Genomic DNA, 24,539 nt, shown 5'->3' with positions numbered 1-24,539 from the left:
GTCAGCTGTCCGCCGCCAACGCCGCCGCGATCTTGTCCTCGGCATCGGCGACGACCTCCTTCGGAGCTTCCGGCAGCACCTCCGCCCACAAGGGCAGCATCTCGCGCTTGGCCTCGAGCATGCCCAGCGGCCGCGGGTAGAACCACACGTGGAAGTGGGCGGAGCCGTCGCCCCAGCGATAGACGTGCACCCTGGCGATGTCGCCGAGCGCGAGAATGGCCCGCTCGACCCGGGCGATCATCGGCCCGTAGCTGCGCGCCAGGGCATCCGGTAGATCGGCGAACGAGTCGTGGTGAGCGCGGCTGGTCAGCCAGACCACGCCGGGGATGGTGACCCCGGTCGCCCGGCAGAGCGCCCAGTCGGCGTCATACCAGAGCGGTTTGTCCTCGGCGTCCCGAGCGGTGTCGTCCAGGCCGGACAACCAGCTGCACAGACCACAGGGATCCCCACCCGGCTCGCCGACCCGCAACGGTTCGGGAATCACCCGGGGCTGCAGCTCGCGGCGGACCAGCGGTTCGGCGTACGGCAGTGTCATGGCGGTCTCCTCCAGGAGAAGCTGATGATGCCGTCAGTGAAACACGCTCGTTGCATTTCTCGCAACAGTCATGTTTCACGCTTCCAGCACGCCGCGGAGTACCAGGTCGAGGGTCAGGCGCCGGGCCCTCGACCGCGACCAGTGGTGCCGGCCGCGCATGTGCACATAGGTGAAGGCGGCCGAGACCATCAGCACCTCGGCCACGTCGCTGACCCGGCCGTGCGGGTGCAGCGTGCCGTCCGCCTCGCCGTCGCGGAGGAACCGCTCGAACGGATCGAGGAACGAGACCGGCCCGTTGCGCGCCTGCTCCTGGTGGAACACCAGGTCCGACGACAACATCAGCGGCAGATGCCGGTCGATCACGTCGAACAGCGCCTCGATCGCGCGGATCAGGCCCTCGCGACCGGTCCCGGAACCGGCCAGCACCGGCCACATCGTGTCCCGGTAGTCGTCGGCCAGGGCGTCCAGCAGCGAGTTCAGCAGCGCCTCGACGGTCAGTCCCTGCCGCCAGAGCGTGACCCGGGACCGGCCGACCTTCTCCGCGACCCGCTCCAGCGTCACGCCGGCCCAGCCGTACTCGGCCAGTACGGCGATGGCGGCCGTGCGTAGCGTCTCGTCCACCGCCACGGTCATCCGCGACCCCTCACTCTTGTGCAACATGGTCGTTGCACTGCACGATGACTGTACCAACCAGCTGAGGAGGCGGCGTGGACAGCAGGACCGAGGTCCGGGTGCAATTCACCGACCAGGAGCTGGCCGGCCTGACCGCGCTCGCCGCCGGGCTGCGCGGGGTAGCCGAGGCCGACCTCTCCGAAGAGGATGCGCTGGTCGCGGCGGTGGAGATGGCGCTCACCAGGTTGATCGATGACTTCGAGGTGCCCGACCCGACGACCCGCGAGCAGGTCCAGGTCGCCCGCGACGACCTGCGCGCGCACTGGATCCGGGGCGCCGCGGGGATCTAGACCGCCTTCAGCACACCCAGCAGTCGCGCCACTTCCGTCGCGACGGCATCGCGGGCCGGGCCGAGGTACTTGCGGGTGTCGACCAGCTTCGGGTTCTCGGCCAAGACCTCGCGGACCACCGCGGTGAAGACGTTGTTCAGATGAGTGGCGATGTTGACCTTGGTCATACCGGCTTCGACTGCCCGCGTCAGATCCGGGTCCGCGACGCCCGATGAGCCGTGCAGAACGAGCGGCACCGGGACTGCGTCGCGGAGCTGGCTGATGAGCTCGAAGTCGAGAGTCGCCGTGCGCTCGGTCATCGCATGCGAGGAGCCGACAGCAACTGCGAGCGCGTCCACGCCCGTCGCTTCGGCGAAGGCAACTGCCTCGTCGGGGCGGGTGCGGGCGCCGGGTGCGTGGACGCCGTCCTTGCCGCCGACCTCGCCGATCTCGGCCTCGACGAACACGCCGTGGTCATGGCAGTACGCCACGACCTCGGTCGTCGCGGCCACGTTGTCGGCGTACTCGAGCTTGGACGCGTCGTACATCACCGACGTGAACCCGAGCGCGACCGCCTCGGTGACCAGGTCCCGGTCCATCGCGTGATCCAGGTGTACGACGACCGGCACCGTCGCGGCCGCCGCAGCAGCCAGCGTGCCGAGCCCGATCGGCTTGAGTGCGCCGTGGTACTTCACCGCGTTCTCACTGATCTGCAGGATCACCGGCGCACCGGCCTGCTCGGCCCCCGCGATCAGCGCGGTCGCGTGCTCCAGCTGGATCACGTTGAACGCACCGACACCACGACCGGCCTTGGCCGCAGCCAGCACAACCTCGGCCCCGGAAACCAACGGCATGAGAACTCCTTCTAATTAACGGTTACCTGAGGTTGCCAGCGGCGATAAGCAGCCAGATCGATGTCTCCGGCAACGGGTGTCAACACTGCGGCAGCGGATGCGGCGACGGCCGACTTGAGTACGGCGGACCAGTCGGGCTCCGGCGATTCCGCGACGACCGCCGCGACGACCGCCGTACACGCATCGCCTGCACCGGTTGGGTTCCCGCTGACGGTCTCGACCGGCAATGCCCGCCAGACGCCCTTCTTGCTGGCAGCAACCATCCCGCGCGGTCCGTCGGTGATCACCGCAGCGGCCGCACCGAGCGCGACCAGTTCCGACGCACCCTCCTCGACCTCCACGTCACCAACAGCCGCACGCAGTTCCGACGCGTTCGCCCGCACTACCGCACCCGTCTTGGCCGCGGCGGTCAACGCGTCGCCACCGGTATCGATCACCGACAGTACGTCGTGATGCCGCGCCCGTACCGCGAGCTCGGCATAAGCATCTGACGGCAACCCCGGCGGCAGGCTGCCCGAACACGCGAGCACACCCATCCGGCCCCACGGCATCCGATCCAGGAATGCGCGCCACTCGTCCGCACTCACCGTCGGCCCGGCCTCGTTGAAGATCGTGGCGTCGCCGTCCACACCGTTGACAATGGCAACGGTACGGCGGGTCTCACCGGCGATCGGCGTGAGCAGAGCCGTCAGCCCGGCGTCGAACAACTCCTCGGCGACCAGCTCGCCGGTCACGCCACCGACGAACCCGAGCACCAGCACCTGATGCCCAAGCGTCGCCGCGACTCGCGCAACGTTCACGCCTTTCCCGCCGGCCCGCCGACGGATCCGGTCGACACGATGACTGCCGCCGACCTGCAGTTCGTCGACCTCGTACGTCACGTCCAGCGCGAGGTTGAGCGTGACGGTCCCGATCAGTCCAGCCACGACCCTGCCCGCATCACTTTCTGCACGACGTACTCGTCGTCGAACAGCACCAGGTCGGCCCGCTTCCCGGTCTCGATCGAGCCCACGTCGTACCAGCCGAAGGTCTGCGCCGGGGTCGTCGACGCCATCCGCGACGCATCCACCAGCGAGACCCCGGACTTCACCGCGTTGCGGTAGGCAACATCCATGGTCAAGGTGCTGCCGGCAATGGAGTGCGTGCCGTGGGCAAGCGTCGCGAGGCCGTCCTTGACGTCGACCTCGAGGTTGCCGATCTTGTAGCGGCCGTTCCCCATCCCGGTCGCCTCCATCGCATCGGTGATCAGCGCGATCCGGTTCACCCCGGCAGCCGCCAGCGCGACCCGGACCACCTGCGGGTCCAGGTGCATGCCGTCGTTGATCACCTCGAGCAGCAACCGCTCGTCGTTCAGCGCCGCGCCGACCGGGCCTGGATCGCGGTGATGGAACGGCCGCATCCCGTTGAACAGGTGCGTGGCGACGGTCGCACCGGCATCCGCCCCGGCGACCATCTGCTCGTACGTCGCATCCGTGTGCCCGAGCGCCGCGACCGCGCCCGCGTCGACGACCTGGCGGATCGCTTCCAGCCCGTTCTCGAGCTCCGGCGCGATCGTCACCATCTTGACCGTGTCACTGAGCACCTTCGCCACGTCGTCCTTGAGCGGCGGCCGGAGCAGCGACGGGTCGTGCGCACCACACCGCGCCGCCGACAGGAACGGTCCTTCGAGATGCACGCCCGCGATCACGCCATCGGCGAGCAGCTCCGCGAGACAGGCCGTCTGGTCGACGAGTACGTCGAGCGGCGCCGTGACGAGACTGGCCAGCGTGGTCGTCGTACCGTGCTTGCCGTGGAAGGCCGCGACCTTCCGCGCCTCCTCCGGATCGGTCATCGAGTACGTCGACCCGCCGCCGCCGTGCGTGTGGATGTCGACGAACCCAGGTACGACGGTCACGTCACCGAGGTCCTCGGGCCGCTTGCCGTCCGCGGGCATCCCCTCGGACCGGCGACCGAACGCCTGGATGTCCTCGTCGACCACCTGGATCCAGGCGTTCTCCAGAACGTCGTCCGGCGTGACCACCCGGCCCACGCGGTACGTCGTCATGCCCTGCCCTCCTCGTCAGCGCGGTCCCAGGCCATCTGCGCGGCACCGAGCATGCCCGCCTCCTCGCCCAGCACAGCCGCCACGATCTCCGGCTCGCGCTGGAACGTCAGCCGCGCGTGCACGCCCTCCCGCAGCGGCTGCAGCAGCGTCTCGCCGGCTCCCACCAGGCCGCCGCCGATCGCGATCTTCGTCGGCGCAACCAGGGTCGTGTAGAGCACCAGCGCGTCGACGAGGGCGGCCAACGCGTCCTGCCAGACCTGTTCGGCGTCCGGGTCTCCGGCCGCCAGCAGCTCCATCACCTCGCGGGCGCCGTCCACGGTCCGTCCGGTGCGGGCGGTGTAGCGCCGGGCCAACGCGGCCGCAGATGCGACGGTCTCGAGGCAGCCCCACTGACCGCAGGCGCACAGCTCGGCGGCGTCGCCGTAGATGAACTTCGAGTGGCCGAGCTCGCCGGCGTACCCGTCGCCGCTGACCAGGGACCCGTCGACGATCATCGCGGCGGCGATCCCGGTGCCGAGCGGCAGGAACATCGAGTTCGTCGTACCGGCCAGGGCGCCCTGGCGGAGCTCGGCGTACCCGCCGGCGCGGACGTCGTGGGCGAGCACGATCGGCACGTCGTCGCTGATCGCGGCCTTGAGCTCGGCCAGCACCGGCGTGGCGACCCACTCCAGGTTCTCGGCGCCGACCGTGCCGTGCTCGGCATCGATGACACCGGGCACCACGACGCCGATCGCGCGCACCCGGTGCCCGTCGGCGGTCGCCTTCTGGCTGAGCTCGACGACGGTCTCCAGCAGCGCTTCGAGTACGACGCGACCGCCACCGCGCTCGTCGGACGCAGCCCGGGGCGTCGGCCTGGTCTCGCGGTGCAGCACGGCACCGTCGGCGGCGACCAGGCCGCACTTCATCCGGGTTCCACCGAGGTCGACGGCAACCACGACTTCACAGGGGTCCACGGAGCGCCATTATGCAGCGTTACCAGGCGGTCCGAACATCCGCGAGCAAAACACGGACAAAACTCACCCGGACCAGTGCGCAGGGTGAGGAGGTGACACCCGGGAGCCGTAGGCAGGGATCCACGGTTTCCGGGGCATCGGCGATGTGGTCAGGCCCGCAGGCCGCGGTCGAACGCCGCAACCAGGAACGCGACCAGGTTCTCGGCGAGTTTGCCGGGATCCTCGGCAGTGGCTCCGGAGCCGGCGGCACCCGGCGTCGGGGACAGTGCCTGTGATTGGTGCAGGGCGAGCAGACCGAGCATGTTCATGTACCCGAAGGCGACCGCATCCGGCGACGCCTGCGGCAACGCCCGCTGCAGGGCGGCCAGGTAGCGACTCTCGATCGGATCAGATTCGGCCGCGTACAGCTCCCGGATCCGCCGGCTCGGATCGAACGCGATCCGGCCGATGAACCGCGCGACCACGGCACCGCGCTCGCCCCGGCGCAGTACCAGTTCCAGACCGGGCTCGATGAACGCCCGGATCAGCTCCTCCGGTGTCGGTGGCCCACTGGCCTCCAACTGGTCCAGCCGACGCCGCCGCTCGGTGTTGACCGGCGCCATCGCACGCGCCACGGCAGCCCGCAGCAACGCTTCCTTCGAACCGAAGTGATAGTTGACGGCGGCTATGTTCGCGGCTGCTGCGACCGTGATCGCCCGCAGCGATGTTCCCTCGTAACCCCCTTCTCCGAATCGTTGCTCAGCCACATTGAGCAATCTCTCCCGGGTCGTTTCGACCGGTGTTTCCACAGAGTTCTCCTTCCCCCCGACTACCGCTCGCGCAGGCACCCCACCTGCTCACGCGCAGTAGCCTGCAGTCAGCATAGTTCAAACGGTCGTTTGAACTGGAGGGCTCAGCTCAGTTGTTCCGAGAAATCCTCAGATTTCTCTGAAACCCTTTCCTTCCCACGGTTCTCGGCACTCACACCTCAACCACAGCCCGTGCACGGTCGGGTGAAACCTGTTATTGGGTTAGGGTCCAGGGCCATGACTTCTGTGTGGGTCGACCAACGATTCCGGGGGCCGGAGCGATCGGGGAACGGCGGATACGTTGCCGGGCTGGTCGGGACGAGGTTGGCGGCGGAACTCAATGGCGCATTTGTGCCGCAGGTGAAGTTGCGAATGCCGCCGCCACTGCAGAAGGACCTCGGCCTGTCGGCCGGCAACGCCGGCGCTCAATTGACTGACGGTGACGAATTGGTCGCGGATGCAGTACCGGTCGACAGCGATTTCCTCGCCGACGCGACGATCGAGCCGGTCCCGGCGGAGGAGGCCCGCGCGGCGGAGGCGGCGTACCGCGGGTTGCAGGGCCATCCGTTCCCGAACTGCTTCGTCTGCGGGCCGGAGAACCAGGGCGGTCTGCGGCTGAAGCCCGGTCCGGTCGGCGACGGGCGTACGGCGTGCACCTGGAAGCCGGCCGCGGATCTCGCGACCGACGGACTGGTCGACGAACTGTTCCTGTGGGCCGCGCTCGACTGCCCCGGCGGCTGGACGATCGACCTCGAAGGACGTCCGTCAGTGCTCGGCCAGCTGACCGCGTGCATCGACGCCCGACCGCAGGCCGGCGAGGAATGCGTCGCGCTCGGCCGCTACCTCGGCGAGGACAGCCGCAAGACGTTCACCGCCAGCACCCTGTACGACGCCGAAGGCCGCGTGCTTGCCCGCGCGAAGCACACCTGGATCACGGTCGATCCGGCAGCCTTCAACTAGCGCACACGGGCCGCGTGGGCGCGGACCTTGGCGCGATTGCCGCAGGTGGCCATCGAGCACCAGCGGCGGCGTCCGCGCGGGTCGAGGAACAACCAGCCGCAGGACGGGCAGGTGCGGACATGCTCGCGGGACGGACCGGTGAGCAACTCACCGGCGAGCAGCGCGAGGTTGTGCAGCGGGAGCGCGAGATCTTCCCGCAGCTCCCAGGTCAGTCCTTCGTCGGCGTGCACGAGCCGGCGGCCGCCGTACGCCTTCTCGATCAGGCGCGCGGCGGCCTCGAAGGTCGTATCGGTCGCCTGGTCGGTCAGGACGTCGTACAGGTCGACCCGGAAGTCCAGCGTGGCCTGCAGTCGCCGTGCCACCTCGGTCGGGCTGCTGCCGGCCTGCTCGATCAACCGGAACACGCTGGCCGGCGACAACAGGCCGACGTACGAGTTCCAGATCAGAAAGGCCTCGTACGACGTCAGCCACTCGGTCCGGGCGGGGCCGCGGGAGGTCCACTCGGACCGGGTGTTGACGAAGTCGAGGACCGGATGCGCGCCGACCGGCTTGGGCAGGACGACACCCTGCACCAGCTCGAGGTGGGACGGCAGCGCATTCATCTGGTTACCGGGCCGGCTGGGTGGGCTGGTCGCTGGGAGTGGACGGCGTGGTGGTCGGCACCGGGATGCTGACGTTGCCGTTCTGCGGGATGACCATGAACTGGATCTTGCCCGATTCGATCGCGGTCTTCAGCAGGTAGCCGTTCGCACCGAGCATCGCGACCTGCTGCTTGACCGACTGCAGCTCGACGTTCACCTGCTGGTTCTTCTGCTCCTGGGTCGCCTTCGCCAGCTCGGCGCGCTGCTTGGCCTCCAGGCCGTCGATGATGCCTTTGTCCAGCGGCATCGGCTTCTGGATCGTGAACGACAGCTCGCCGCAGTCGTTGCTGCCGTTGTAGCCCGGGCCGCAGAAGTAGTCACCGCCGACCGCGGCCGGCAGCAGCCGGGTGAACTCCTTGGCCGCCGAGCTCTGGAACGCGGACTTCTTCGCCTCGTTGTTGTACAGCTCGGCCCAGTTGTAGTTGGTCGCCACCGCGGACAGCGCGCGGTCGATCTGCGGCCGGAAGTAGCTCTGCAGCATGTCGTTCCAGCCGCTCTCCTCGTAGGCCTCGGTCTTCAGGCCGATGCGCTCGTGGAACGACTTGATCACGTCCTTGTCCCGGTTCAGCGTGAAATACACCTGTACCCGGACGCCGAGCCGGACGTTGTCCTTGCTGACCACGGTGACCTCGTCGGCCGCGTCGGTGTCGGCGCCGTCACCGCCGATGATGTACGAACGCTGGTCGATCGGGTACGTGTAGAGCGTGTCGCCGGGGCCGATCAGCTTGTTCGTCGAGCCCGGCGGGACGATCGACTTGAACTTCTTGTCCTCGATCACGCCGCCGCCGTAGTGCAGGCCGATCCGGTTCGCGTCGGTGTTCGCGAAGTTGAAGAGGTTGAACAGGATGATCAGCGCGATCACGGCGACGATCAGCCCGCCGATCACCTTCACCTTCACATTCCCCTTGGGCTTGATCGCGGCGGCTGCGTTCCCCAGTTTTGCCATCAGTCGTCGAGCTCCTTGTTGCGTTCCACCAGACGCCGTACGTCGGCGAGGGTCAGGTCGGCGGTGACCGCGACGTCGCGCGGTACCGACGGATGCGAGCTGAGCGTACGCAGGCCCTGCTCGGCAGCCGCGACCGCCCGCTCGAGCGACCTGACCTCGTTCATCAGCGCCCGGTGTTCGGCGTTGACCTCGGCCAGCGCCTGCTCTGCCTGGACGGCCCGGCGGTACGACGCCCACCCGAACCAGGCGGTTCCGATCAACAGCACGATCACCGGCAGCCCGAGTCTGATCATGCCGACGATTGTCGTTCATCCCTGGGCGAAAAACGGTTGAACCGTTGACCGCCGGACAGTAAGTTCGCAGTACACGCGAAGGGAGGTGGTCCAACGCATGAATTGCTATCGGACTCGTGAGGTGGCGGCGGGCTAACCGCCAACCACAGTTAGTGGGCAAGTGGTCGGCCGAAACCAACGCCAGCCACCGGGCCTGCGGGCAGTCAGGTAGTCCGCCTGACCCTGAGTTCGGCCACCCGGTCGTGTCTCTGGAAGCGCCCGCAGGCTTTCTTATGCCTCCGGCGGCGGGCAGTCCAGGCCGAGCGCCTCGCCGATCTCGCGCAGCTGCGCCTCGAAGTACGCGCCGGCATCCGGCAGCACCCAGTGCAGCTGGCCGAAGACCTCCATGCAGATCAGGCCGTAGAGCCGCGTCCAGTAGGTCAGGCCGAGGTAGATCGCACCCGGCGGCATGCCGCTGAAATGCTCCGACTCCTGCGTCAACTGCTCGATCAGCGTCGGACCGAGCAGGTCGTCGGACGGGTACGGGAACGGCTTCTGGTACCAGATCGACGCAACCAGCTGCTTGAACAGGTCTCCGAACCGCATCGCGGCCTGGTGTCCCGGCGTCTCCTCGTGATCGTCGGCCTCCGGACTCGGCACCGCCGTCCCGAACAGCAGCGCGAACTCCGCCGGATGCGCCAGTCCCCAGTCCCGGAAGCCGTTCGCCAGCAGGTAGAGCTTCACGCCGAGGTCGACGGCCTCCTCGGACGCCTCCAAGGTCATCAGTCCGGTGGTCAGCTCGTCGTACAGGTCCGCGACCAGCGCGCCGATCAGCGCCTCGTGGCTCGGGAAGTACCGGTACAGCGCCGGCGGGGTCAGCCCGAGCTCGCGCGCGACCGCCCGCAGCCCGATCGCCGCCGGGCCGCCGCTCACCAGCAGCCGGCGGGCCGCCGCCTTGATCTCGACGACCGTCGCCGCACGGCGCCGGTCGCGTCCGGACTCTCCCAACCCGCGAAACCTCCTTGACATCAGCTCAGGGCAGGCGTTTACAGTGTTAACAGTTAACGCTGTTCACTCAACGCCCGCTGCTCCAATCTAACGCCCTGGGGGAGAGTTCGTGTTCGAGACGCTCGGCCACTTCACGTATCGGCGCCGCCGGCTGGTGCTCGCCCTGACCGGAGTCTTCGTCGTGCTCGGGCTGGCCTGGGGCACCGGCGTGTTCGGGTCGCTCGCGAACGGCGGCTTCGACGCGCCGGACACCGAGGCCGCGAACGCCGTCGCGACGATCGAGCAGAACGTCGGCCGCACCGGCACGGACGTCGTCGTGCTGTATCGCAGCCCGTCCGCGACCGTCGCCGACCCGGCGTTCAAGCAGTCCGTCGAGAGCCATCTCGCCGGGTTGCCGACCGCCGACGTGACCGGCGTTTCGACGTACTGGAGCACCAAGTCGCCGGTGTTCGTGTCGAAGGACCAGCACAGCACGTACGCCGTACTCACGCTGGCCGGCGCGACGCAGGAGGCTCGGCTGGACACGTTCCACCGGATCGCGGCTGAGGTGCGCGCCGCGCCGCCCGGGCTGGAGACGAAGGTCGGCGGTGAGGTCGCCGTGTTCGACGAGGTGAACACGCAGACCGAGCACGACATCGTGAAGGCCGAGTCGATCTCGACGCCGATCGTGCTGGTGCTGCTGGTGGTGGTCTTCGGCGGTCTCGTCGCGGCCTCGCTGCCGCTGTTCGTCGGCGCGCTCGCGATCCTCGGCTCGTTCGTGCTGCTGCGCGGGCTGTCGGCGGTGACCGACGTGTCGATCTTCTCGATCAACATCGTCACGATGATCGGGCTCGGGCTGGCGATCGACTACGCGTTGTTCATCGTCACCCGGTTCCGCGAGGAACTTGCTCGCGGCAACGATGTCGAGACGGCGCTGACCGCGACGATGGCCACGGCCGGGAGGACGGTCGCATTCTCCGGCGTGACGGTCGGCGTGGCGATCAGCAGCCTGGTGCTGTTCCCGGTGATGTTCCTGAAGTCGATGGCGTACGGCGGTGCCGCCGCCGTGGCGATCGCGATGATCGCGGCGCTGACGGCCCTGCCGGCGCTGCTCGGCGTACTGGGGCATCGGGTGAACAGTCTGCGGATCTTCAAGCCACGCAAGGCTTCTGGTGAGCACGGTGCTTGGTATCGCCTTGCACACAGTGTGATGCGGCGACCGGTGCGGTACGTGCTGGTGCTCGTTCCGGTGCTACTGATACTGGGGATTCCGTTCCTGTCCGCACAGCTGGGCGGGGTGGACCACCGGTCGTTGCCGCCGGGCGCTACCTCGCGGACGGTGACCGAGACGCTGCAGCAGGACTTCCCGGGAGCGGGCGGGTCGGACATCTACTCGGCGGTGCGATTCGACTCTGCTCCGAGCGATCCGGCGGCGGCGTTGGCGCCGTACATCTCGCGGCTGCAGCAGGTGCGGGACGTGGAGAACGTGCGGATCGGTGGTTATGCCAACGGTGTCGCGTCCGTGGTCGTGCACACCCATTTCACCGGGCAGGAGCTGGTGGCGCGGGACGTCGTCCATGGGGTGCGGGCGGTGCCTGCGCCGGCTGGTACGCAGGTCCAGGTCGGTGGTGAGACGGCGGCGGTGATCGATCTGCTGCACGTGCTGAAGGAGCGCGCGCCGTACATGGCCGGGTTCATTGTCGTGGTGACGTTCGTGCTGCTGTTCATTGCCTTCGGCTCGTTCGTGCTGCCGGCGAAGGCGTTGCTGATGAACGTGTTGTCGTTGTCGGCGGCCTTCGGGGCGATGGTGTGGATCTTCCAGGACGGGCATCTGTCCGGGTTCCTCGGGTTCACGCCGGCCGGGTTCCTCGATGCGACCAACCCGGTGCTGCTGTTCGCCGTACTGTTCGGGCTGTCGATGGACTACGAGGTGTTCCTGCTCAGCCGGATCCGGGAGGAGTACGACCGGACCGGCGACAACACCGAGGCGGTCGCGCACGGGTTGCAGCGGACCGGCGGGATCATCACCAGTGCGGCGTTGCTGCTGATCATCGTGGTGGCAGCGTTCTCGACGTCGGGCATCGTGTTCGTCAAGATGATCGGCGTCGGGCTGGTGATCGCGATCGCGCTGGACGCGACGATCGTGCGAGCGCTGCTGGTGCCGGCGACGATGCGGCTGCTGGGACGCGCGAACTGGTGGGCACCGCGGTCGCTCGTGCGGTGGTGGGAGCGGAACGGCTTCCGGGAGACCGATCAGGGCTGGAGCCGGACGAGCTCCCAGGAACCGGAGCTGGCCCGGCGGTAGGCCAGGCGGTCGTGCAGCCGGCCGACTCGACCCTGCCAGAACTCGAACGCCTCCGGGGCGACCAGATATCCGCCCCAGAAGTACGGCGTGGAGATCTCGGTACCCTCCGGCCACTGGCGTTCGTACGACGCGTACTGCAGGTCGAGCTCCTCACGGGATGCGACCGGCTGGCTCTGCTGGGATGCCCACGCGCCGAGCTGTGACTCGCGCGGCCGGCCGGCGAAGTACTCGTCGACCTCGTCGGTCGGGAGCTTGGTCACCGTGCCCTCGATGCGGACCTGGCGCTCCATCGCGTGCCACGGGAAGACCAGCGCGCAGTGCGGGTTGTCGGCCAGGTCGTCGGCCTTGCGGGACTGCTGGTTGGTGTAGAACACGAGCCCGCGCTCGTCGACTCGCTTGAGCAGGACGGTCCGTGCTGATGGCCGCCCGTCGGTGTCGGCCGTGGCCAGCACCATCGCGTTGGGCTCCGCCAGGCCGGCGTCCCGGGCCTGCTGCAGCCAGATCTCGAACTGCTTGATCGGGTCAGAGGTCATCTGATCCTCGAGCAGCTCCCCCAGTCCGTACGTACGCCGCATCTCCGCAAGATCCACGCGTCGAGCCTACTTGTTGACCTCGGCGAGGTGCTGATCGAAGGTGGCTCGCCACAGCGCCTGACGGAGCGTTGCCTCGCCGCTGGGCGAGCTCGCGCCGGCGATCGAGGCGGCCCAGAGGGTGCTGAGATCGCCGAAGCCTTCGACGTCGGCCAGCAGCGGTTCGATCAGGTCCCGGTCGGCGGCGGAAGCGAGGTTCTTGTGGACGGGAGTGAACGGAGCAGCTCCTCGGCGCAGGGGCTCGACCGCGTAGAAGTAGTCGAGCATGGTCGCGTCCTCGATGCCGTTGTCGACGGCGGTCCGGAGTACGCGGTCGATCTGCTCGGTGACCGCGGCGCGGGCCGCCTGCGTGGGACCTGCCGCAGGGATCAGCCGGGTCCGCAGATGGTTGCTGAAGGCACGCAGCTTGTCGGGCAGCGGGAGTGCGTCGAGCTGGTCCACGTCGCGCGGATAGAAGTAGCCGTTGGCAACCTCACCGATCGGTTCACCGGCGATGAATCCATCGGGCGGTGTGTCGAACAGGCTGCTGGCGGGTTGGAGACCCTCGGCGTACCTGTGCCAGCTGAGTGCCTGCTCGATCAGCCTGACGTCCGTCCCCTGCTGACGGTGGCCGTCGGCAACAATGTGCGCCGTCCCGGATACAGCGAGCACACCGTCGTACGGCGTACTGTCGGCCATGAACCATCCGCAGCCCGCGGCGAAGGTCCATCCGCGCGACGACGCGACCGCCGGCACGCCCGCGAACAGCAACGCCGCGACCGGCCGATTGGTCCAGACGCACCCGTCCGGCAACTGCAGCTCGAACAGCGGATCGACGTTCGGCCGCTCGTCCGACGGATTCACCTCGGGCCGGGCGCCGTAGTACGCCTCGACGCGGTCGCGACCGGCCGCGGCGCGTGCGGCGCTGTCGTACGCGAAGGTGTAGGCGACCAGCGTTTCCATGCAGAGCCTGATGCAGGCTCCGCGGGGAAAGTTATCGCGGCGGTTGTTGCTGCTGGCCCGGGTATCCGCCCCACTGCTGTGGGTAGTTGGGCGCGTCCTGGAGTTGCCCCGGACCCGCCATCAGCTTGGCCAGCTTGGCGTCCTGCGCCCAGCGCCGGATGCCGACCAGCAGCAGCGGAATGCCGAACAGGATGACCGATCCGTCGAACAGCAGGTACGACCCGCCGTACCGCGAACCCGGGAACTGGAACAGCTTCACCAGGTCGATCGCCTGCGCCACGGGCAGCAGCAGCACGGCCACTCCGGACACGGTCAGCAGCAGACCGGCGCCGACCGTCACGCCGGATCCGATCACCGGCGCGATCATCAGCAGGCCGAGCACCACCGCGATGGCGGCCATCAGGGCGAGCCAGGGCAGCACCTGGCCGACGTCGCTACGGAAGGTCTGGACCCGCAGCAGCAGCCGGGTGGTCGCGTACGACGCGACGACCATGGCGGCGTAGGAAGCGATGATGCCGATCACGAGCCCTAGGGCGGGGAGGGGCTTGGCCATGCCGTCGAGCGTAGACCTCTCCGCGGTCCACCCGCGGCGCGAAGTCCTCGAACGGGTCACAAAGCTGTCGTGTCATCAGTACGGAGAACTATGCTGCCTGAGCGCCCAGGGTGCGCGCCTGCCTGGTGGGCCCGCGCGCCGAGACGAGGACGAGGGAGTCGCATGTCTGATCCGAGGACCGAGGTGCAGCACGGGCTGGAAGGCGTGGTCGCGTTCGACACGCAGATCGCCGAGCCGGACAAAGAAGGTTCGGCGCTCCGCTACCGCGGCGTGGACATCGAGGACCTGGTCGGCCGGGTGCCGTTCGAGAACGTCTGGGGCCTGCTGGTCGACGGTGCGTTCACCCCGGGCCTGCCGCCGGCGGAGCCGTTCCCGCTACCGGTGCACACCGGCGACGTGCGGGTCGACGTACAGTCCGCGCTGGCGATGCTCGCACCCGCCTGGGGTCTGCGGCCGCTCTACGACATCGACGACGTACAGGCGCGTGAGGACCTGTCCCGGGCGGCGGTGATGGCGCTGTCGTACGTCGCACAGGCAGCCCGTGGCGTCGGCCACCCGATGGTGCCGCAACGCGAGGTGGACAAGGCGACGACGATCACCGAGCGGTTCATGATCCGCTGGCGCGGCGAGCCGGATCCCAAGCATGTGAAGGCGGTCGACGCGTACTGGACGTCCGCGGCCGAGCACGGCATGAACGCGTCGACGTTCACCGCGCGGGTGATCGCCTCGACCGGTGCGGACGTTGCTGCGGCGCTGTCCGGTGCGGTGGGCGCGATGTCGGGTCCGCTGCACGGCGGTGCGCCGGCGCGGGTGCTGACGATGATCGAAGGCGTGGAGCGGTCGGGTGACGCCCGCTCGTACGTGAAGGGCCTGCTGGACGCGGGCGAGCGACTTATGGGCTTCGGGCACCGGGTGTACCGCGCCGAGGACCCACGCGCACGGGTGCTTCGTCGTACGGCGCGTGAGCTGGACGCACCGCGGTACGAGGTGGCCGAGGCGCTGGAGCAGGCCGCGCTGGCCGAGCTGCGCGAGCGGCGGCCGGACCGGGTGCTGGAGACCAACGTGGAGTTCTGGGCGGCGATCGTCCTGGACTTCGCGGAGGTACCGCCGCCGATGTTCACCTCGATGTTCACCTGCGCGCGTACTGCGGGTTGGAGTGCGCACGTGCTGGAGCAGAAGCGGACCGGACGGCTGATCCGGCCGTCGGCGATCTACTCCGGTCCCGCGTCCCGCCCCGCCGACGCGATCGAGGGCTGGAACCCGAGCTGGGCCTAGCGGTCCTGGCTGGGCGTGCGGCCGGTGCGTTGCTTGTACTGGCGGCTGAAGTACGGAACGTCGGTGTAGCCGAGGGCGGCGGCTGTCTCGGTGACAGTCATGCCGCTCTCGGTGAGCAGCTGGTGCGCGCGGTCGATCCGGGCCTGGATCAGGTACTGCGCAGGTGACATGCCGAACTGCGCGACGAACCTTCTCGTGAACTGCGCCCGGCTCAGCGAGGCCTTGGCGGCCATCTCGGCCACGGTCCAGTCCCGGCCGGGGTCCTGACGGAGCTGCCGGGCGGTCTCGTCGACGGCGGCGTCGGTCACGCGTCGGCCGGGGTTGTGCACGGCGTCCCAGATCAGCGCGATCAGTTGCTCCAGGCACAGTTCCGCCTGGCGTCGGCCGAGTGCGTCCTGGCGGCGGTACGACGCGTCGCTCGTCCGCGCGAGCACGCCGAGCAGTTCGCGGTCCATCACCTCGCCCCAGCGTGGATCGGGTGCTGCACCGGTGGTCTGGAAGTGCATGCCGAAGACCAGCAGCCGGCGGTGCGGGTCATGGGTGGCGCGTGGGGCGTCGCCGGGCTGGAAGACCGCGCAGACTCCCGGGTGCAGCTCCTGACGGTCGCCGTTGAGCTCCAGCTCGCCGCGGCCGTCCATCACGCACCAGAGCAGGTGGTCCTTGAGGACCGGTGAGGTCCAGGACCAGCTCGGCTCACACCGCCAGAAGGTCGGTGCGGACATCCGCTCGAGCTCCAGTCGATGCAACAAAAGTTCAACTCCTCGCGCGAATCCTCCGTGGTTCGGTACTGGTACCTGGCAGGAGAATTGGTTCTGACAGGCAGCCTAGAGCACAGTCGCGGGAGTCGCGCATGAGCGTTTCATCCAACATCGACGCCGTAGTTCGGGAAGAGTTCGAGCAGACCGGCTACACGCTGGTGCGCGGGCTGTTCAGCACCGACGAGGTCGACCGGTTGCGGGACCACTACATGGAGGTCCGGCACCGCGGCCCGCGGGCGAACGACTTCGCGGGGCACAACTCCACCGACCGGGACCCGCTGAAGCGGTACCCGCGGATGGCGCAGATGCACCGGTGGGACGAGACGTCACTGCAGTGGATGATCGACCCGCGTATCGACGAGGTGATGACGACGCTCCTCGGCAGGTCGCCGTACGCCGTACAGACGATGGTGTACTTCAAGCCGCCGGGCTCCCGCGGGCAGGCGCTGCACCAGGACAACTTCTATCTGAAGGCCGATCCGGGGACGTGCGTGGCGGCGTGGATGGCGCTGGACCGGGTCGATGAGGCGAACGGGTGCCTCGAGGTCGTGCCCGGCTCGCACCGCTGGCCGATCCTCTGCACGGAGAAGGCCGACACCACGGTCAGCTTCACCGACGTGACGGTGCCGCTGCCGTCGACCGGGTCCGCCGTACCGGTGGTAATGGAACCGGGCGACGTGCTGTTCTTCCACGGCGCGCTGGTGCACGGAAGCAACCCGAACGTCACCACGGACCGGTTCCGGCGCGCGCTGATCGGCCACTACATCGAGGGCGAGGCGGAGCGGGTGGCGCAGTACTACCACCCGGCGCTCCGGATGGACGGGACCGAGCTCACGCTCGAGGTGGCCGAGGGCGGCGGCGCCTGCGGCGAGTGGACGGAGACGCCGGACGGTCCGGTTGCGGTCCTGACTGGTACGCAGACGATCACGCGCAAGCACGAGTAGTCCGCGCGGTGAGCCCCGGGGCGGCGGGGTGGGACCGGTGTGCGAGGATGGTGTGCGCTGACAGCGTCGTCGGCTTTCTGAGATGCAGACGACGAAGGGAACACGCTGGTGACCAGCGACATTCAGATTCCTGCTGAGCTCAAGCCTGCTGACGGCCGCTTCGGTTCGGGCCCGTCGAAGGTCCGTCCGGAAGCGATCGCCGCGCTGGCGACCGAGGGCGCGAAGCTGCTCGGCACCTCCCACCGCCAGGCCCCGGTGAAGAACCTGGTGGCCCGCGTCCAGCAGGGCGTGGCCGATCTGTTCAACCTGCCCGAGGGCTACCAGGTCGTGCTCGGCAACGGCGGCTCGACCGCGTTCTGGGACATCGCGACGTTCGGGCTGATCCGGGAGAAGAGCCAGCACCTGAGCTTCGGTGAGTTCTCGTCGAAGTTCGCGAAGGCCGCGCAGCTCGCCCCGCACCTCGGCGACCCGACGATCGTGAAGTCCGACCCCGGCACCCGCCCGGTCGCGGTGGCCGAGGCCGGCGTCGACCTGTACGCGTGGCCGCACAACGAGACCTCCACCGGCGTGATGGCGCCGGTCAAGCGCGTCGAAGGGGCCGACGAGGGCGCACTGGTCGCGATCGACGCGACGTCGGGTGCGGCCGGTCTGCCGGTCGACGTGAACGAGGCCGACGTGTACTACTTCGCGCCGCAGAAGGGCTTCGCGTCCGACGGCGGCCTGTGGATCGCGCTGATGAGCCCGGCGGCACTCGCCCGGGTCGAGGAGATCGCCGCGACCGGCCGCTGGATCCCGGCGTTCCTGGACCTCGCGACCGCGGTCGACAACTCGAGCAAGAACCAGACGTACAACACGCCGTCGCTGGCCACGCTGTTCCTGATGGCCGAGCAGACCGACTGGATCAACAACCAGGGCGGTCTCAAGTGGAGCGTCGCCCGTACGACGGACTCGAGCAACCGGCTGTACACCTGGGCCGAGAAGTCGGAGTACGCGACGCCGTACGTCACCGACCCCGACGCCCGCTCCCTCGTCGTCGGCACCATCGACCTCGACGACGCGATCGACGCGGCCGCGGTCGCGAAGGTCCTCCGCGCCAATGGCATCGTCGACACCGAGCCGTACCGCAAGCTGGGCCGCAACCAGCTCCGCGTCGCGATGTTCCCCGCGGTCGACTCGGACGACGTCGAGAAGCTGACCCAGGCCATCGACTACGTGGTCGAGAACCTCAAGTAGCACCGCCTGCAGCCGCCGCGCCCCTTGCTCGGGGTGCGGCGGCTGTTTCGTTGGATCAGAAGTTGATGCGGAGGACCGCTCGTCGGTTGCCGGGGCGATTGACCTCGGCGAAGCCCGCATCGGTGAACATGGCGAGGGTGCCGACGGAGCCGCCGTCGACGAGGTCGGGGTAGCCCTCGATGGCGTGGGCTCCGGCTTTGCGCGCGAACGGGACCGTGGCGCGGGCGAGAGCGCGGCCGATGCCTCGGCGCCGGAAGCCGGCGCGGGTGACGAAGCAGGTGACGGCCCAGACCGTGGGGTCGGTCCTGTCCTCGTTGCGGCCGAGCCAGGGGACGCGGAAGTCGCGCACCAGCCTCGGGTGGTCCGCCCGCGGCGCGACAGCGCACCACCCGACGGGCTCTCCGTCGAGGTAGGCGACCAGGCCGCTGGTCTCCGGAGCTTGCGGGCTTCCGCCGGCGTGCTTCCCGCCCGCCAGCTGGCCGCAGGCCGTCTGATCTCGGAGACGGGCGGCGAGCTCTTCGGGACCTTCGGAGTCCCAGGACTCCTTGGGCAGCATCCGGAAGCGCTGACACCAGCACCGGCCGGGATCGCCGGCGCCGAAGACCGCCTGCACGTCCTCCCACAACGCCTCGTTCGCCGGGACGATCGTGAGCTGCTCATCGGTGACCGGCTCCCGTGAACCCGCGGTACGCGGAACAAGAACGCGCTTGGCCGGAGCCGCCTTCCGCTGCGGCTGCTTGCGAGCCGGGGCCTCGAACGTGAGCTGAAGGTCCACGGTGTCGCCTGCATCCAGGCCGTGGGGCTTACGCACTCCGTCCTTCAGCGGCACCACGTACCCGCCGTCCTTCGACCACAGCGAGGTCTTCCACTCCGTGCTCCCGAGGCGAGCGCGGATCGGGAGCATCCCCCAGCTGTGGTGGCCGGCGGCCGACGCGGCCGCCTTCAGCGCGGCAGCATCCTCGTCCGGCACGGGAACGAAGTAGTACGGCGCGGGACCGCGCCACTCGATGACCTCGCCGCTGAACTCGTGCTCCATGGACCCGATGCTAGGCCTGGATCCGGACGTACAGCTTCCGGATTGAGCTGTCGATCAGGCGCGGCGGTGGCCGGTCGGCGGGCCTTGGCCGGTCAGGCGATCGTTCTCGGCCTGGCGGTCGCGGCGTTCGCGGCGGCCCGGCGGGAACGTGACGATCGTGATGATCAGGGCGAACAAGCTGGCGCCGATGATGATCCAGCGGAGGTTGTGGTTCTTGCCGGAGTCGGCGTTGTTGGAGTCTGACGCCGTCGCCGGTTTGGGCGTGGCGCTGGCGGACGGCGGGGTGGATGCGACTGCCTTGGCGGGGGCAGTCAGCTGATAGATGGCTGAGTTGGCGCCTTCGCTGCCGACGAGGACGGTGTTGTCGGTCGGGCCGACCGCGACGGTCTCACCTTGGCCGAGGACTGCGGCGCCGCGGGCGATCGCGGTGGGAGTGTCGCCCCAGGCAACCGTTGCCACGTCGGTGTATGTCCGGAGGACCACGCGCTGTCCGTCCGGCATGAACGTGCCGTCGGTGATGATGCCGGAAGGGGCCGGCGCCAGCTTCGAGAGGTCGTTGGTGCCCTGGCGGGTCGGGGCCGGCGGGGCGGCGTAGATCGCGCCGGTGCCCTTCAGCTCCTTCGTCACGATGTACAGCTGGCTGGTTCCCGGCTCGATCAGCAGCGTCTCGGCGTCGTGCGCGCCGTCCGGGTACTTGAAGTCGAACTGGTGGTACTTGACGTCGGCGTCCTCCAGCGTCTCCGGCTCCGGGATCGTGTAGATCTCGATCTGCTCCCGGTCGGCCTTGTTGTCGCCGATGTCCGCGATGTAGATCGTGCCGTCCCGGTCCACGCCGAGCGCCTCGACATCGGTCACCTTCGCGCCGAACCGCAGTACCGCCTCCACCTTGCCGGTGGTCGCGTCGATCGCGAACACCCGGCCGGTGTCGCCGGAGTCGTTCACGGTGTAGTAGGTGCCGGGGTGCTTCACGCTCTTCGCCAGACCGGAGGACTCCTTGATCCGGTCGTCGCGGATCGTGAACAGCTTCTTCGGAGCCGCCGGGGTCGGGTCCGTCTCCACCGTCGCCGAGGCTGTTGTGGGAAGTGCCACACCCGCCAGAGTGACGAGCGTCGCGCCGACCAGCGCGAACGCAGTCCGAAGTCGTGTCACAAGCCCACCTCGGCGGCAGGCAACAGGAGCTGGGCGAGGCGCGGGTTGACCTGCCATTCGGCGACCAGGGCGTCGTACTCGGCCTGGAGCTCGGCGGTCGGCTTCGCGCCGGTCCGCGCAGCGCGGAGCAGCAGATTGCGCGGCGTGTGCTGACTGTCCACGAACTGCACGACCTCCACCCGGTAACCGAACTGTCGGAGCACCGCCGCCCGCAACGAATCCGTCAGGACGTCGGCAAACCGCTCACGAACGATGCCATATCGCGTCATCAGCGCATAAGGCGCCGGTGGTGTGACGCTCTTGAGCTGCTTTTGGATGTCGTGATGACAACATGGGGCCGCGAGCACCAGCGGAGCCTCCCAGCCGACCGCCCGCGCGAGCGCGTCGTCGGTCGCGGTGTCGCAGGCGTGCAGCGCCAGTACGACGTCCGGTCGTACGTCGAGCTCCGCCGCCTGGATGGTCGCGTCGACGAACCGCAGGTGGTCCTGCCAGCCGAGCGCCTCGACCACGCGGGCGTTCCGTTTCCGGGCCGCCGGGTTGTGGTCGATGCCTGTCATCCGTACGTCGTGGCCGGCCGCGGACAGCAGGTGGTACGCCGCCAGCGTGAGGTACGCGTTCCCGCAGCCGAGGTCGACCACCTGCAGCGGCCGGTCCTTCGCGATCCGGCCGGCCGAGATCGCCTCGTCGAGGGCGGGCGCGAGCAGCTTGCAGAACTCCTCGATCTGCTTGTACTTCGCCTGCCGCGACGGCTTGACCCGGCCCAGGTGGTCGCTGATACCGAGCTCGATCAGGAACGGCGCGGCCGGATCGAGCATCCGCTGCTTCACCCGGTCGTGCCCGGTCTCCTGCTCCCGGCTGTCGTCCTGCCGGTGCAGCAACTCCTTGCCCTTCTTGGTGTACCGCAACCGCAGCGTCTCGCTCGTCGTCTCCACATGCCACGACCCGTACGGCAACTCGAGAAGCCCGTCGACCACCTTCTCCAGCTCGGTGGCCGCGACGGCCGGCTCGGCTCCCCCGACGGCCGGCTCGGCTCCCCCGACGGCCGGCTCGGCTCCCCCGACGGCCGGCTCGGCTCCCCCGACGGCCGGCTCGGCTCCCCCGACGGCCGGCTCGGCTCCCCCGACGGCCGGCTCGGCTCCCGCGACGTCCGGCTCGGCTCCCGCGATGTTCCGCGTGTGGGCCTGGCGCTCGTCGAACTCGGTGATCTGCAGGTGCCGCTGCCCCTTCAGATCGACATACCGCACCTCGACCCGCTGGTACGCCGGCGCCTCGCCCCCACGCCGCCGCCCGGACGCGACCGCCCGCACCAAACCGCTCTGATCCAGCAAGGCAGCACGAACCACGCCCAGCGCCCCGGCCTCCGCCGCCCGCGCCGGCTCGCCCGACCGCACCACTGGTTGCATCGCGCCATTGTCTCCGACCCCCACCCCCGATCTCAAAAGGGCCTCGCAAACCCACCGTCGCCGCCGCCCAACTCCGTGTACATTTCCTCCGCACCCCCGACGCAGTTGTGGCTTGTTCACGACGGTCGGTCATGTAGCACATGTGCTACCTTGGATCCATGGACGCCTTGGGACTTCGTGAGCTGCGGCAGCACGCAAGCGATCTCGTCCGCCGAGCCGAAGCCGGCGAGCACTTGGTGATCACCGTCTCCGGCCGCCCCGCGGCTGTGCTCGGCCCGCCCGAACGCGACCATTGGCGGCATTACGACGAGATCGCAGACGTCCTGAGTCGGCGCGCCGACGATGACTGGGAGACCGATCGCGACCTGATCGACCAAGACCTCGTCGACCCCTGGGAGCCGACGGAATGAGGGCATTGCTCGACACCAGTGTCCTGATCAAGGGCCTGGAGGAGCCTGTCGATGCGGAGTTCGCGATCAGCACCGTCAGTCTCGCCGAGTTGCACTTCGGCGTGCTGGTCGCGAAGTCGCCGGAGATCCGCGCCGCCCGACTGCGCCGCCTCGCCGGTATTGAACGTGCTTTTGAGGCACTACCCGTGACTGACGCCGTGGCCCGCACATACGGCTCCTTCGCAGCGGCGGTCGCGGCAGCGGGAGCGCAGCCCCGCGCCCGCGCCTTCGACCTGCTAATCGCGGCCACAGCAGCCACCCACGAGGCCGCCCTCTACACCCGAAACCCGAAGGACTTCCGCGCAGTCCAGGAATTCGTCGAGATCGTCGCCGTCTGACCGGCCGCGAGCCGGAGACTGCTCCGGTAAGCGCCCGCCTGTTAGGCGAGCGAGCCGGAGACTGCTCGGTAAGAGTCCGCCGCGACGACCTTCGCTCGATTCACGCGCGCAGAGCTCCGCCCTGGACAACGCAGCCCGCAACACCTGAGGCGGCGGCCTTTGCGCAGTCCCCCTGCCCGCAGTCCGGCACGAGCGGAGAGCACGCATCACCACAGTCCACGCGCCGCCGAAGGCGGCCAAAAGAACAGTCGCCGCCTCGGTTGCCCCGAGAACCTGATCGTGACGAGGGACGGCAGGTAGGAGGCGGCGGCCTTTGCGTGATCTCCCGTCTGCAGTCCGGCCGGAGCAGGCAGCACACCATTACACAGTTCGCGCGCCGCCGAAGGCGGCCAAAAAGACCAGTCGCCGCCTCGGTTGCCCCGAGCACCTGATCGTGACGAGGGACGGTCGGTAGGAGGCGGCGGCCTTTTGCGGGCGTCTGGGGGGTTGGGTTATTCGAGTTTTTGGTCGTCGGTGAGGAGGCCTAGGGAGCGGAGGCGGGTGGCTATGCCGCCTTCCTGGCGGCCGAGGGTGGTGACGAGTTCGTCCTTGGTGGCGCCGTTGTGGAACATCTCGATCAGGGTCTGCTCGTCTTCGGGGGACCACTGGCTGAAGGCCTTCGGGTGGTTCTTGCGGGCGCGCTCGATCTTGCGGGTCATCGAGCGGACGTTGAGCAGTTCGAGGGAGCGGATCCGGGCCTGGCGGTGGCGGCCGACTTCCTCGCCCTCGCGCCAGAACACCACCGCCCCGTCGTCGAACGTCATCAGGTCGGCGGGGACGTCGCAGTAGTCGGCGTCCTCGAGCGTCACGCGCATCATTGCTGGTTCTCTCCATTCACGGTGGATGCGTGGTCGACAGAGAAGATGCCGCGATCCGGCCCACCCCGACGCCCCGATCCGCAACCTGTGGACAACCAACCGCAGAACTTCTTTGCAAAATCTCTTTGCAAAGAGTCTTTGCAGTCCTATGCTCAACACCATGAGCGACGAGACCACCCCCGCGAGCGCCACCCCAGCCACTCCCGAGCCGGGCCGCACAGTCCGGCTGGACCGCCACCTGGTGCGCGCCCTCGCCCACCCGATGCGGAACCGGATCGTCGGCCTGCTCCGGGTGTACGGCCCCCAGACCGCCACCACCCTGGCCGGTCGGCTCGGCGTGAACACCGGCGCGACCAGCTACCACCTCCGCCAGCTGGCCGACGCCGGCCTGGTGGTCGAGGACGACACCCGCGGCAACGCCCGCGACCGCTGGTGGAGGTCCGCCCACCAAGGCACAGAGTTCAACAAGGCCGAGCTGCTCGAGCAGGAGCCCGAGCTCGCGCTGGGCTTCCTGCACGGCGTCGGCCAGACGTACGCCGAGAACATGTTCGGCTACATCGACGCGATGCAGACGATGCCCGAGGACTGGCGTGACGCCAGCGTGCTCTCCGACTACTTCTTCCACCTGCGGGCCGACCAGCTCGACGCGATGATGCACGAGGTCATGGCGGTGCTGGAGAAGTACAAGACACCCGACCTGACCGCTCCCCTGCCGGAGGGCGCCGAACAGGTGACGGTCCAGATCCAGGCCTTCCCGCGCGAGACGCGGCAGTAGGGCAGAGGGCG

General features: G+C 68.8%; 28 protein-coding genes. 9 read left to right on the top strand and 19 right to left on the bottom strand.

Features of this window, described 5'->3' with window-relative positions:
• Position 1: 1 nt before the first annotated feature.
• Both FDA38_RS37360 and FDA38_RS37355 read right to left on the bottom strand, forming a co-directional pair.
• Positions 2 to 535, bottom strand: a complete 534-nt coding sequence (locus FDA38_RS37360) for a hypothetical protein (protein ID WP_137258889.1) — start codon at positions 533 to 535, stop codon at positions 2 to 4.
• A gap of 75 nt (positions 536 to 610) precedes the next feature.
• Positions 611 to 1,168, bottom strand: coding sequence for a TetR/AcrR family transcriptional regulator (locus tag FDA38_RS37355; RefSeq protein ID WP_137258888.1), 558 nt, complete (start codon positions 1,166 to 1,168; stop codon positions 611 to 613).
• A gap of 74 nt (positions 1,169 to 1,242) precedes the next feature.
• Here FDA38_RS37355 and FDA38_RS37350 point away from each other — a divergent pair, with 74 nt between their 5' ends.
• Positions 1,243 to 1,497 (top strand): hypothetical protein, encoded by a 255-nt coding sequence (locus tag FDA38_RS37350; protein WP_137258887.1) that lies wholly within the window; start codon positions 1,243 to 1,245, stop codon positions 1,495 to 1,497.
• Here FDA38_RS37350 and FDA38_RS37345 read toward each other — a convergent pair.
• The 5 genes from FDA38_RS37345 to FDA38_RS37325 form a co-directional block, all read right to left on the bottom strand.
• The gene (locus tag FDA38_RS37345) at positions 1,494 to 2,330 is read right to left on the bottom strand and encodes a class II fructose-bisphosphate aldolase (RefSeq protein WP_137258886.1); all 837 of its coding nucleotides are present in this window, start codon (positions 2,328 to 2,330) and stop codon (positions 1,494 to 1,496) included. The genes FDA38_RS37350 and FDA38_RS37345 overlap by 4 nt on opposite strands.
• A gap of 11 nt (positions 2,331 to 2,341) precedes the next feature.
• A complete protein-coding gene (locus tag FDA38_RS37340) occupies positions 2,342 to 3,256 on the bottom strand; it encodes a 1-phosphofructokinase family hexose kinase (protein ID WP_137258885.1) in 915 nt (304 codons plus the stop codon).
• Positions 3,244 to 4,374: an N-acetylglucosamine-6-phosphate deacetylase gene (gene nagA / locus FDA38_RS37335; RefSeq protein WP_137258884.1), complete on the bottom strand. Its 1,131-nt coding sequence runs from the start codon at positions 4,372 to 4,374 to the stop codon at positions 3,244 to 3,246. The genes FDA38_RS37340 and nagA overlap by 13 nt, the downstream gene beginning before the upstream one ends.
• Complete coding sequence (locus FDA38_RS37330) at positions 4,371 to 5,327, bottom strand: ROK family protein (RefSeq protein ID WP_233715159.1); 957 nt, start codon at positions 5,325 to 5,327, stop codon at positions 4,371 to 4,373. Before FDA38_RS37330 ends, nagA begins: the two co-directional genes overlap by 4 nt.
• 149 nt (positions 5,328 to 5,476) lie before the next feature.
• Positions 5,477 to 6,073, bottom strand: a complete 597-nt coding sequence (locus FDA38_RS37325) for a TetR family transcriptional regulator (protein WP_233715158.1) — start codon at positions 6,071 to 6,073, stop codon at positions 5,477 to 5,479.
• 279 nt (positions 6,074 to 6,352) lie between these two features.
• Between FDA38_RS37325 and FDA38_RS37320 the strand changes: the two genes are divergently transcribed.
• On the top strand, positions 6,353 to 7,075 hold the full coding sequence (locus FDA38_RS37320) for a hypothetical protein (protein ID WP_137258882.1): 723 nt from the start codon (positions 6,353 to 6,355) through the stop codon (positions 7,073 to 7,075).
• Here FDA38_RS37320 and FDA38_RS37315 read toward each other — a convergent pair.
• The 4 genes from FDA38_RS37315 to FDA38_RS37300 form a co-directional block, all read right to left on the bottom strand.
• Positions 7,072 to 7,677: a CGNR zinc finger domain-containing protein gene (locus FDA38_RS37315; RefSeq protein ID WP_137258881.1), complete on the bottom strand. Its 606-nt coding sequence runs from the start codon at positions 7,675 to 7,677 to the stop codon at positions 7,072 to 7,074. The genes FDA38_RS37320 and FDA38_RS37315 overlap by 4 nt on opposite strands.
• A 4-nt stretch (positions 7,678 to 7,681) precedes the next feature.
• Positions 7,682 to 8,662, bottom strand: a complete 981-nt coding sequence (locus tag FDA38_RS37310) for an SPFH domain-containing protein (RefSeq protein ID WP_137258880.1) — start codon at positions 8,660 to 8,662, stop codon at positions 7,682 to 7,684.
• A complete protein-coding gene (locus tag FDA38_RS37305; RefSeq protein ID WP_233715157.1) occupies positions 8,662 to 8,955 on the bottom strand; it encodes a hypothetical protein in 294 nt (97 codons plus the stop codon). Before FDA38_RS37305 ends, FDA38_RS37310 begins: the two co-directional genes overlap by 1 nt.
• Positions 8,956 to 9,225: 270 nt before the next feature.
• Entirely contained in the window at positions 9,226 to 9,942 is a 717-nt protein-coding gene (locus FDA38_RS37300; RefSeq protein ID WP_233715156.1) for a TetR/AcrR family transcriptional regulator, read from the bottom strand.
• Between the two features lie 109 nt (positions 9,943 to 10,051).
• Between FDA38_RS37300 and FDA38_RS37295 the strand changes: the two genes are divergently transcribed.
• On the top strand, positions 10,052 to 12,226 hold the full coding sequence (locus FDA38_RS37295) for an MMPL family transporter (RefSeq protein WP_137258877.1): 2,175 nt from the start codon (positions 10,052 to 10,054) through the stop codon (positions 12,224 to 12,226).
• Here the strand turns inward: FDA38_RS37295 and pdxH are convergent.
• The 3 genes from pdxH to FDA38_RS37280 are packed head-to-tail and all read right to left on the bottom strand — an operon-like array spanning position 12,175 to position 14,311.
• A complete protein-coding gene (gene pdxH, locus FDA38_RS37290) occupies positions 12,175 to 12,816 on the bottom strand; it encodes a pyridoxamine 5'-phosphate oxidase (protein ID WP_233715155.1) in 642 nt (213 codons plus the stop codon). The two genes, FDA38_RS37295 and pdxH, sit on opposite strands and share 52 nt — an antisense overlap.
• Positions 12,817 to 12,825: 9 nt before the next feature.
• Positions 12,826 to 13,758 carry a hypothetical protein gene (locus FDA38_RS37285; protein ID WP_137258876.1) on the bottom strand — a complete coding sequence of 311 codons (933 nt, stop codon included), beginning with the start codon at positions 13,756 to 13,758 and terminating at the stop codon, positions 12,826 to 12,828.
• Positions 13,759 to 13,789: 31 nt separating this feature from the next.
• Complete coding sequence (locus FDA38_RS37280; RefSeq protein ID WP_137258875.1) at positions 13,790 to 14,311, bottom strand: hypothetical protein; 522 nt, start codon at positions 14,309 to 14,311, stop codon at positions 13,790 to 13,792.
• A gap of 162 nt (positions 14,312 to 14,473) precedes the next feature.
• Between FDA38_RS37280 and FDA38_RS37275 the strand changes: the two genes are divergently transcribed.
• Entirely contained in the window at positions 14,474 to 15,586 is a 1,113-nt protein-coding gene (locus FDA38_RS37275; RefSeq protein ID WP_137258874.1) for a citrate synthase 2, read from the top strand.
• Here the strand turns inward: FDA38_RS37275 and FDA38_RS37270 are convergent.
• Positions 15,583 to 16,335, bottom strand: coding sequence for an AraC family transcriptional regulator (locus FDA38_RS37270; RefSeq protein ID WP_233715154.1), 753 nt, complete (start codon positions 16,333 to 16,335; stop codon positions 15,583 to 15,585). The two genes, FDA38_RS37275 and FDA38_RS37270, sit on opposite strands and share 4 nt — an antisense overlap.
• 101 nt (positions 16,336 to 16,436) lie before the next feature.
• Here FDA38_RS37270 and FDA38_RS37265 point away from each other — a divergent pair, with 101 nt between their 5' ends.
• Positions 16,437 to 17,288 carry a phytanoyl-CoA dioxygenase family protein gene (locus tag FDA38_RS37265; protein ID WP_137258873.1) on the top strand — a complete coding sequence of 284 codons (852 nt, stop codon included), beginning with the start codon at positions 16,437 to 16,439 and terminating at the stop codon, positions 17,286 to 17,288.
• A 108-nt stretch (positions 17,289 to 17,396) separates the two neighbouring features.
• Positions 17,397 to 18,521 carry a phosphoserine transaminase gene (serC, locus tag FDA38_RS37260; protein ID WP_137258872.1) on the top strand — a complete coding sequence of 375 codons (1,125 nt, stop codon included), beginning with the start codon at positions 17,397 to 17,399 and terminating at the stop codon, positions 18,519 to 18,521.
• Positions 18,522 to 18,576: 55 nt separating this feature from the next.
• Here serC and FDA38_RS42800 read toward each other — a convergent pair whose 3' ends face one another.
• Genes FDA38_RS42800 through FDA38_RS37240 form a run of 3 tightly spaced genes read right to left on the bottom strand, consistent with a single transcriptional unit; the run spans position 18,577 to position 22,109 of the window.
• Positions 18,577 to 19,557, bottom strand: a complete 981-nt coding sequence (locus FDA38_RS42800; protein ID WP_202878017.1) for a GNAT family N-acetyltransferase — start codon at positions 19,555 to 19,557, stop codon at positions 18,577 to 18,579.
• A 54-nt stretch (positions 19,558 to 19,611) separates the two neighbouring features.
• Positions 19,612 to 20,706 carry an esterase-like activity of phytase family protein gene (locus FDA38_RS37245; protein ID WP_233715153.1) on the bottom strand — a complete coding sequence of 365 codons (1,095 nt, stop codon included), beginning with the start codon at positions 20,704 to 20,706 and terminating at the stop codon, positions 19,612 to 19,614.
• Positions 20,703 to 22,109, bottom strand: a complete 1,407-nt coding sequence (locus tag FDA38_RS37240) for a class I SAM-dependent methyltransferase (RefSeq protein ID WP_233715152.1) — start codon at positions 22,107 to 22,109, stop codon at positions 20,703 to 20,705. The genes FDA38_RS37245 and FDA38_RS37240 overlap by 4 nt, the downstream gene beginning before the upstream one ends.
• Positions 22,110 to 22,267: 158 nt before the next feature.
• Between FDA38_RS37240 and FDA38_RS37230 the strand changes: the two genes are divergently transcribed.
• Together FDA38_RS37230 and FDA38_RS37225 are read left to right on the top strand one after the other, a co-directional pair.
• Entirely contained in the window at positions 22,268 to 22,519 is a 252-nt protein-coding gene (locus FDA38_RS37230) for a type II toxin-antitoxin system Phd/YefM family antitoxin (protein WP_137258871.1), read from the top strand.
• Positions 22,516 to 22,896, top strand: coding sequence for a PIN domain-containing protein (locus FDA38_RS37225; protein WP_137258870.1), 381 nt, complete (start codon positions 22,516 to 22,518; stop codon positions 22,894 to 22,896). Before FDA38_RS37230 ends, FDA38_RS37225 begins: the two co-directional genes overlap by 4 nt.
• Before the next feature lie 491 nt (positions 22,897 to 23,387).
• On the opposite strand, the gene FDA38_RS37220 is transcribed toward FDA38_RS37225, so the two are convergent.
• Positions 23,388 to 23,753 carry a hypothetical protein gene (locus FDA38_RS37220; RefSeq protein WP_137258869.1) on the bottom strand — a complete coding sequence of 122 codons (366 nt, stop codon included), beginning with the start codon at positions 23,751 to 23,753 and terminating at the stop codon, positions 23,388 to 23,390.
• Between the two features lie 160 nt (positions 23,754 to 23,913).
• Between FDA38_RS37220 and FDA38_RS37215 the strand changes: the two genes are divergently transcribed.
• Positions 23,914 to 24,528, top strand: a complete 615-nt coding sequence (locus FDA38_RS37215; protein ID WP_170989996.1) for a helix-turn-helix domain-containing protein — start codon at positions 23,914 to 23,916, stop codon at positions 24,526 to 24,528.
• Positions 24,529 to 24,539 lie beyond the last annotated feature (11 nt).

This window comes from Kribbella jiaozuonensis, assembly GCF_005233875.1.
GTDB lineage: Bacteria > Actinomycetota > Actinomycetes > Propionibacteriales > Kribbellaceae > Kribbella > Kribbella jiaozuonensis.
The sequence above is the reverse complement of the archived record's forward strand: the minus strand, read 5'-3'. Positions and strand labels throughout refer to the sequence as shown.

Coding starts and splice junctions, on each gene's coding strand:
- FDA38_RS37360 (WP_137258889.1), bottom strand. CDS start 535: ATGACACTGCCGTACGCCGAACCGCTGGTCCGCCGCGAGCTGCAGCCC.
- FDA38_RS37355 (WP_137258888.1), bottom strand. CDS start 1,168: ATGACCGTGGCGGTGGACGAGACGCTACGCACGGCCGCCATCGCCGTA.
- FDA38_RS37345 (WP_137258886.1), bottom strand. CDS start 2,330: ATGCCGTTGGTTTCCGGGGCCGAGGTTGTGCTGGCTGCGGCCAAGGCC.
- nagA (WP_137258884.1), bottom strand. CDS start 4,374: ATGACGACGTACCGCGTGGGCCGGGTGGTCACGCCGGACGACGTTCTG.
- FDA38_RS37320 (WP_137258882.1), top strand. CDS start 6,353: ATGACTTCTGTGTGGGTCGACCAACGATTCCGGGGGCCGGAGCGATCG.
- FDA38_RS37315 (WP_137258881.1), bottom strand. CDS start 7,677: ATGAATGCGCTGCCGTCCCACCTCGAGCTGGTGCAGGGTGTCGTCCTG.
- FDA38_RS37310 (WP_137258880.1), bottom strand. CDS start 8,662: ATGGCAAAACTGGGGAACGCAGCCGCCGCGATCAAGCCCAAGGGGAAT.
- FDA38_RS37305 (WP_233715157.1), bottom strand. CDS start 8,955: ATGATCAGACTCGGGCTGCCGGTGATCGTGCTGTTGATCGGAACCGCC.
- FDA38_RS37285 (WP_137258876.1), bottom strand. CDS start 13,758: ATGGAAACGCTGGTCGCCTACACCTTCGCGTACGACAGCGCCGCACGC.
- FDA38_RS37280 (WP_137258875.1), bottom strand. CDS start 14,311: ATGGCCAAGCCCCTCCCCGCCCTAGGGCTCGTGATCGGCATCATCGCT.
- FDA38_RS37275 (WP_137258874.1), top strand. CDS start 14,474: ATGTCTGATCCGAGGACCGAGGTGCAGCACGGGCTGGAAGGCGTGGTC.
- FDA38_RS37265 (WP_137258873.1), top strand. CDS start 16,437: ATGAGCGTTTCATCCAACATCGACGCCGTAGTTCGGGAAGAGTTCGAG.
- FDA38_RS42800 (WP_202878017.1), bottom strand. CDS start 19,557: ATGGAGCACGAGTTCAGCGGCGAGGTCATCGAGTGGCGCGGTCCCGCG.
- FDA38_RS37240 (WP_233715152.1), bottom strand. CDS start 22,109: ATGCAACCAGTGGTGCGGTCGGGCGAGCCGGCGCGGGCGGCGGAGGCC.
- FDA38_RS37230 (WP_137258871.1), top strand. CDS start 22,268: ATGGACGCCTTGGGACTTCGTGAGCTGCGGCAGCACGCAAGCGATCTC.
- FDA38_RS37225 (WP_137258870.1), top strand. CDS start 22,516: ATGAGGGCATTGCTCGACACCAGTGTCCTGATCAAGGGCCTGGAGGAG.
- FDA38_RS37220 (WP_137258869.1), bottom strand. CDS start 23,753: ATGATGCGCGTGACGCTCGAGGACGCCGACTACTGCGACGTCCCCGCC.
- FDA38_RS37215 (WP_170989996.1), top strand. CDS start 23,914: ATGAGCGACGAGACCACCCCCGCGAGCGCCACCCCAGCCACTCCCGAG.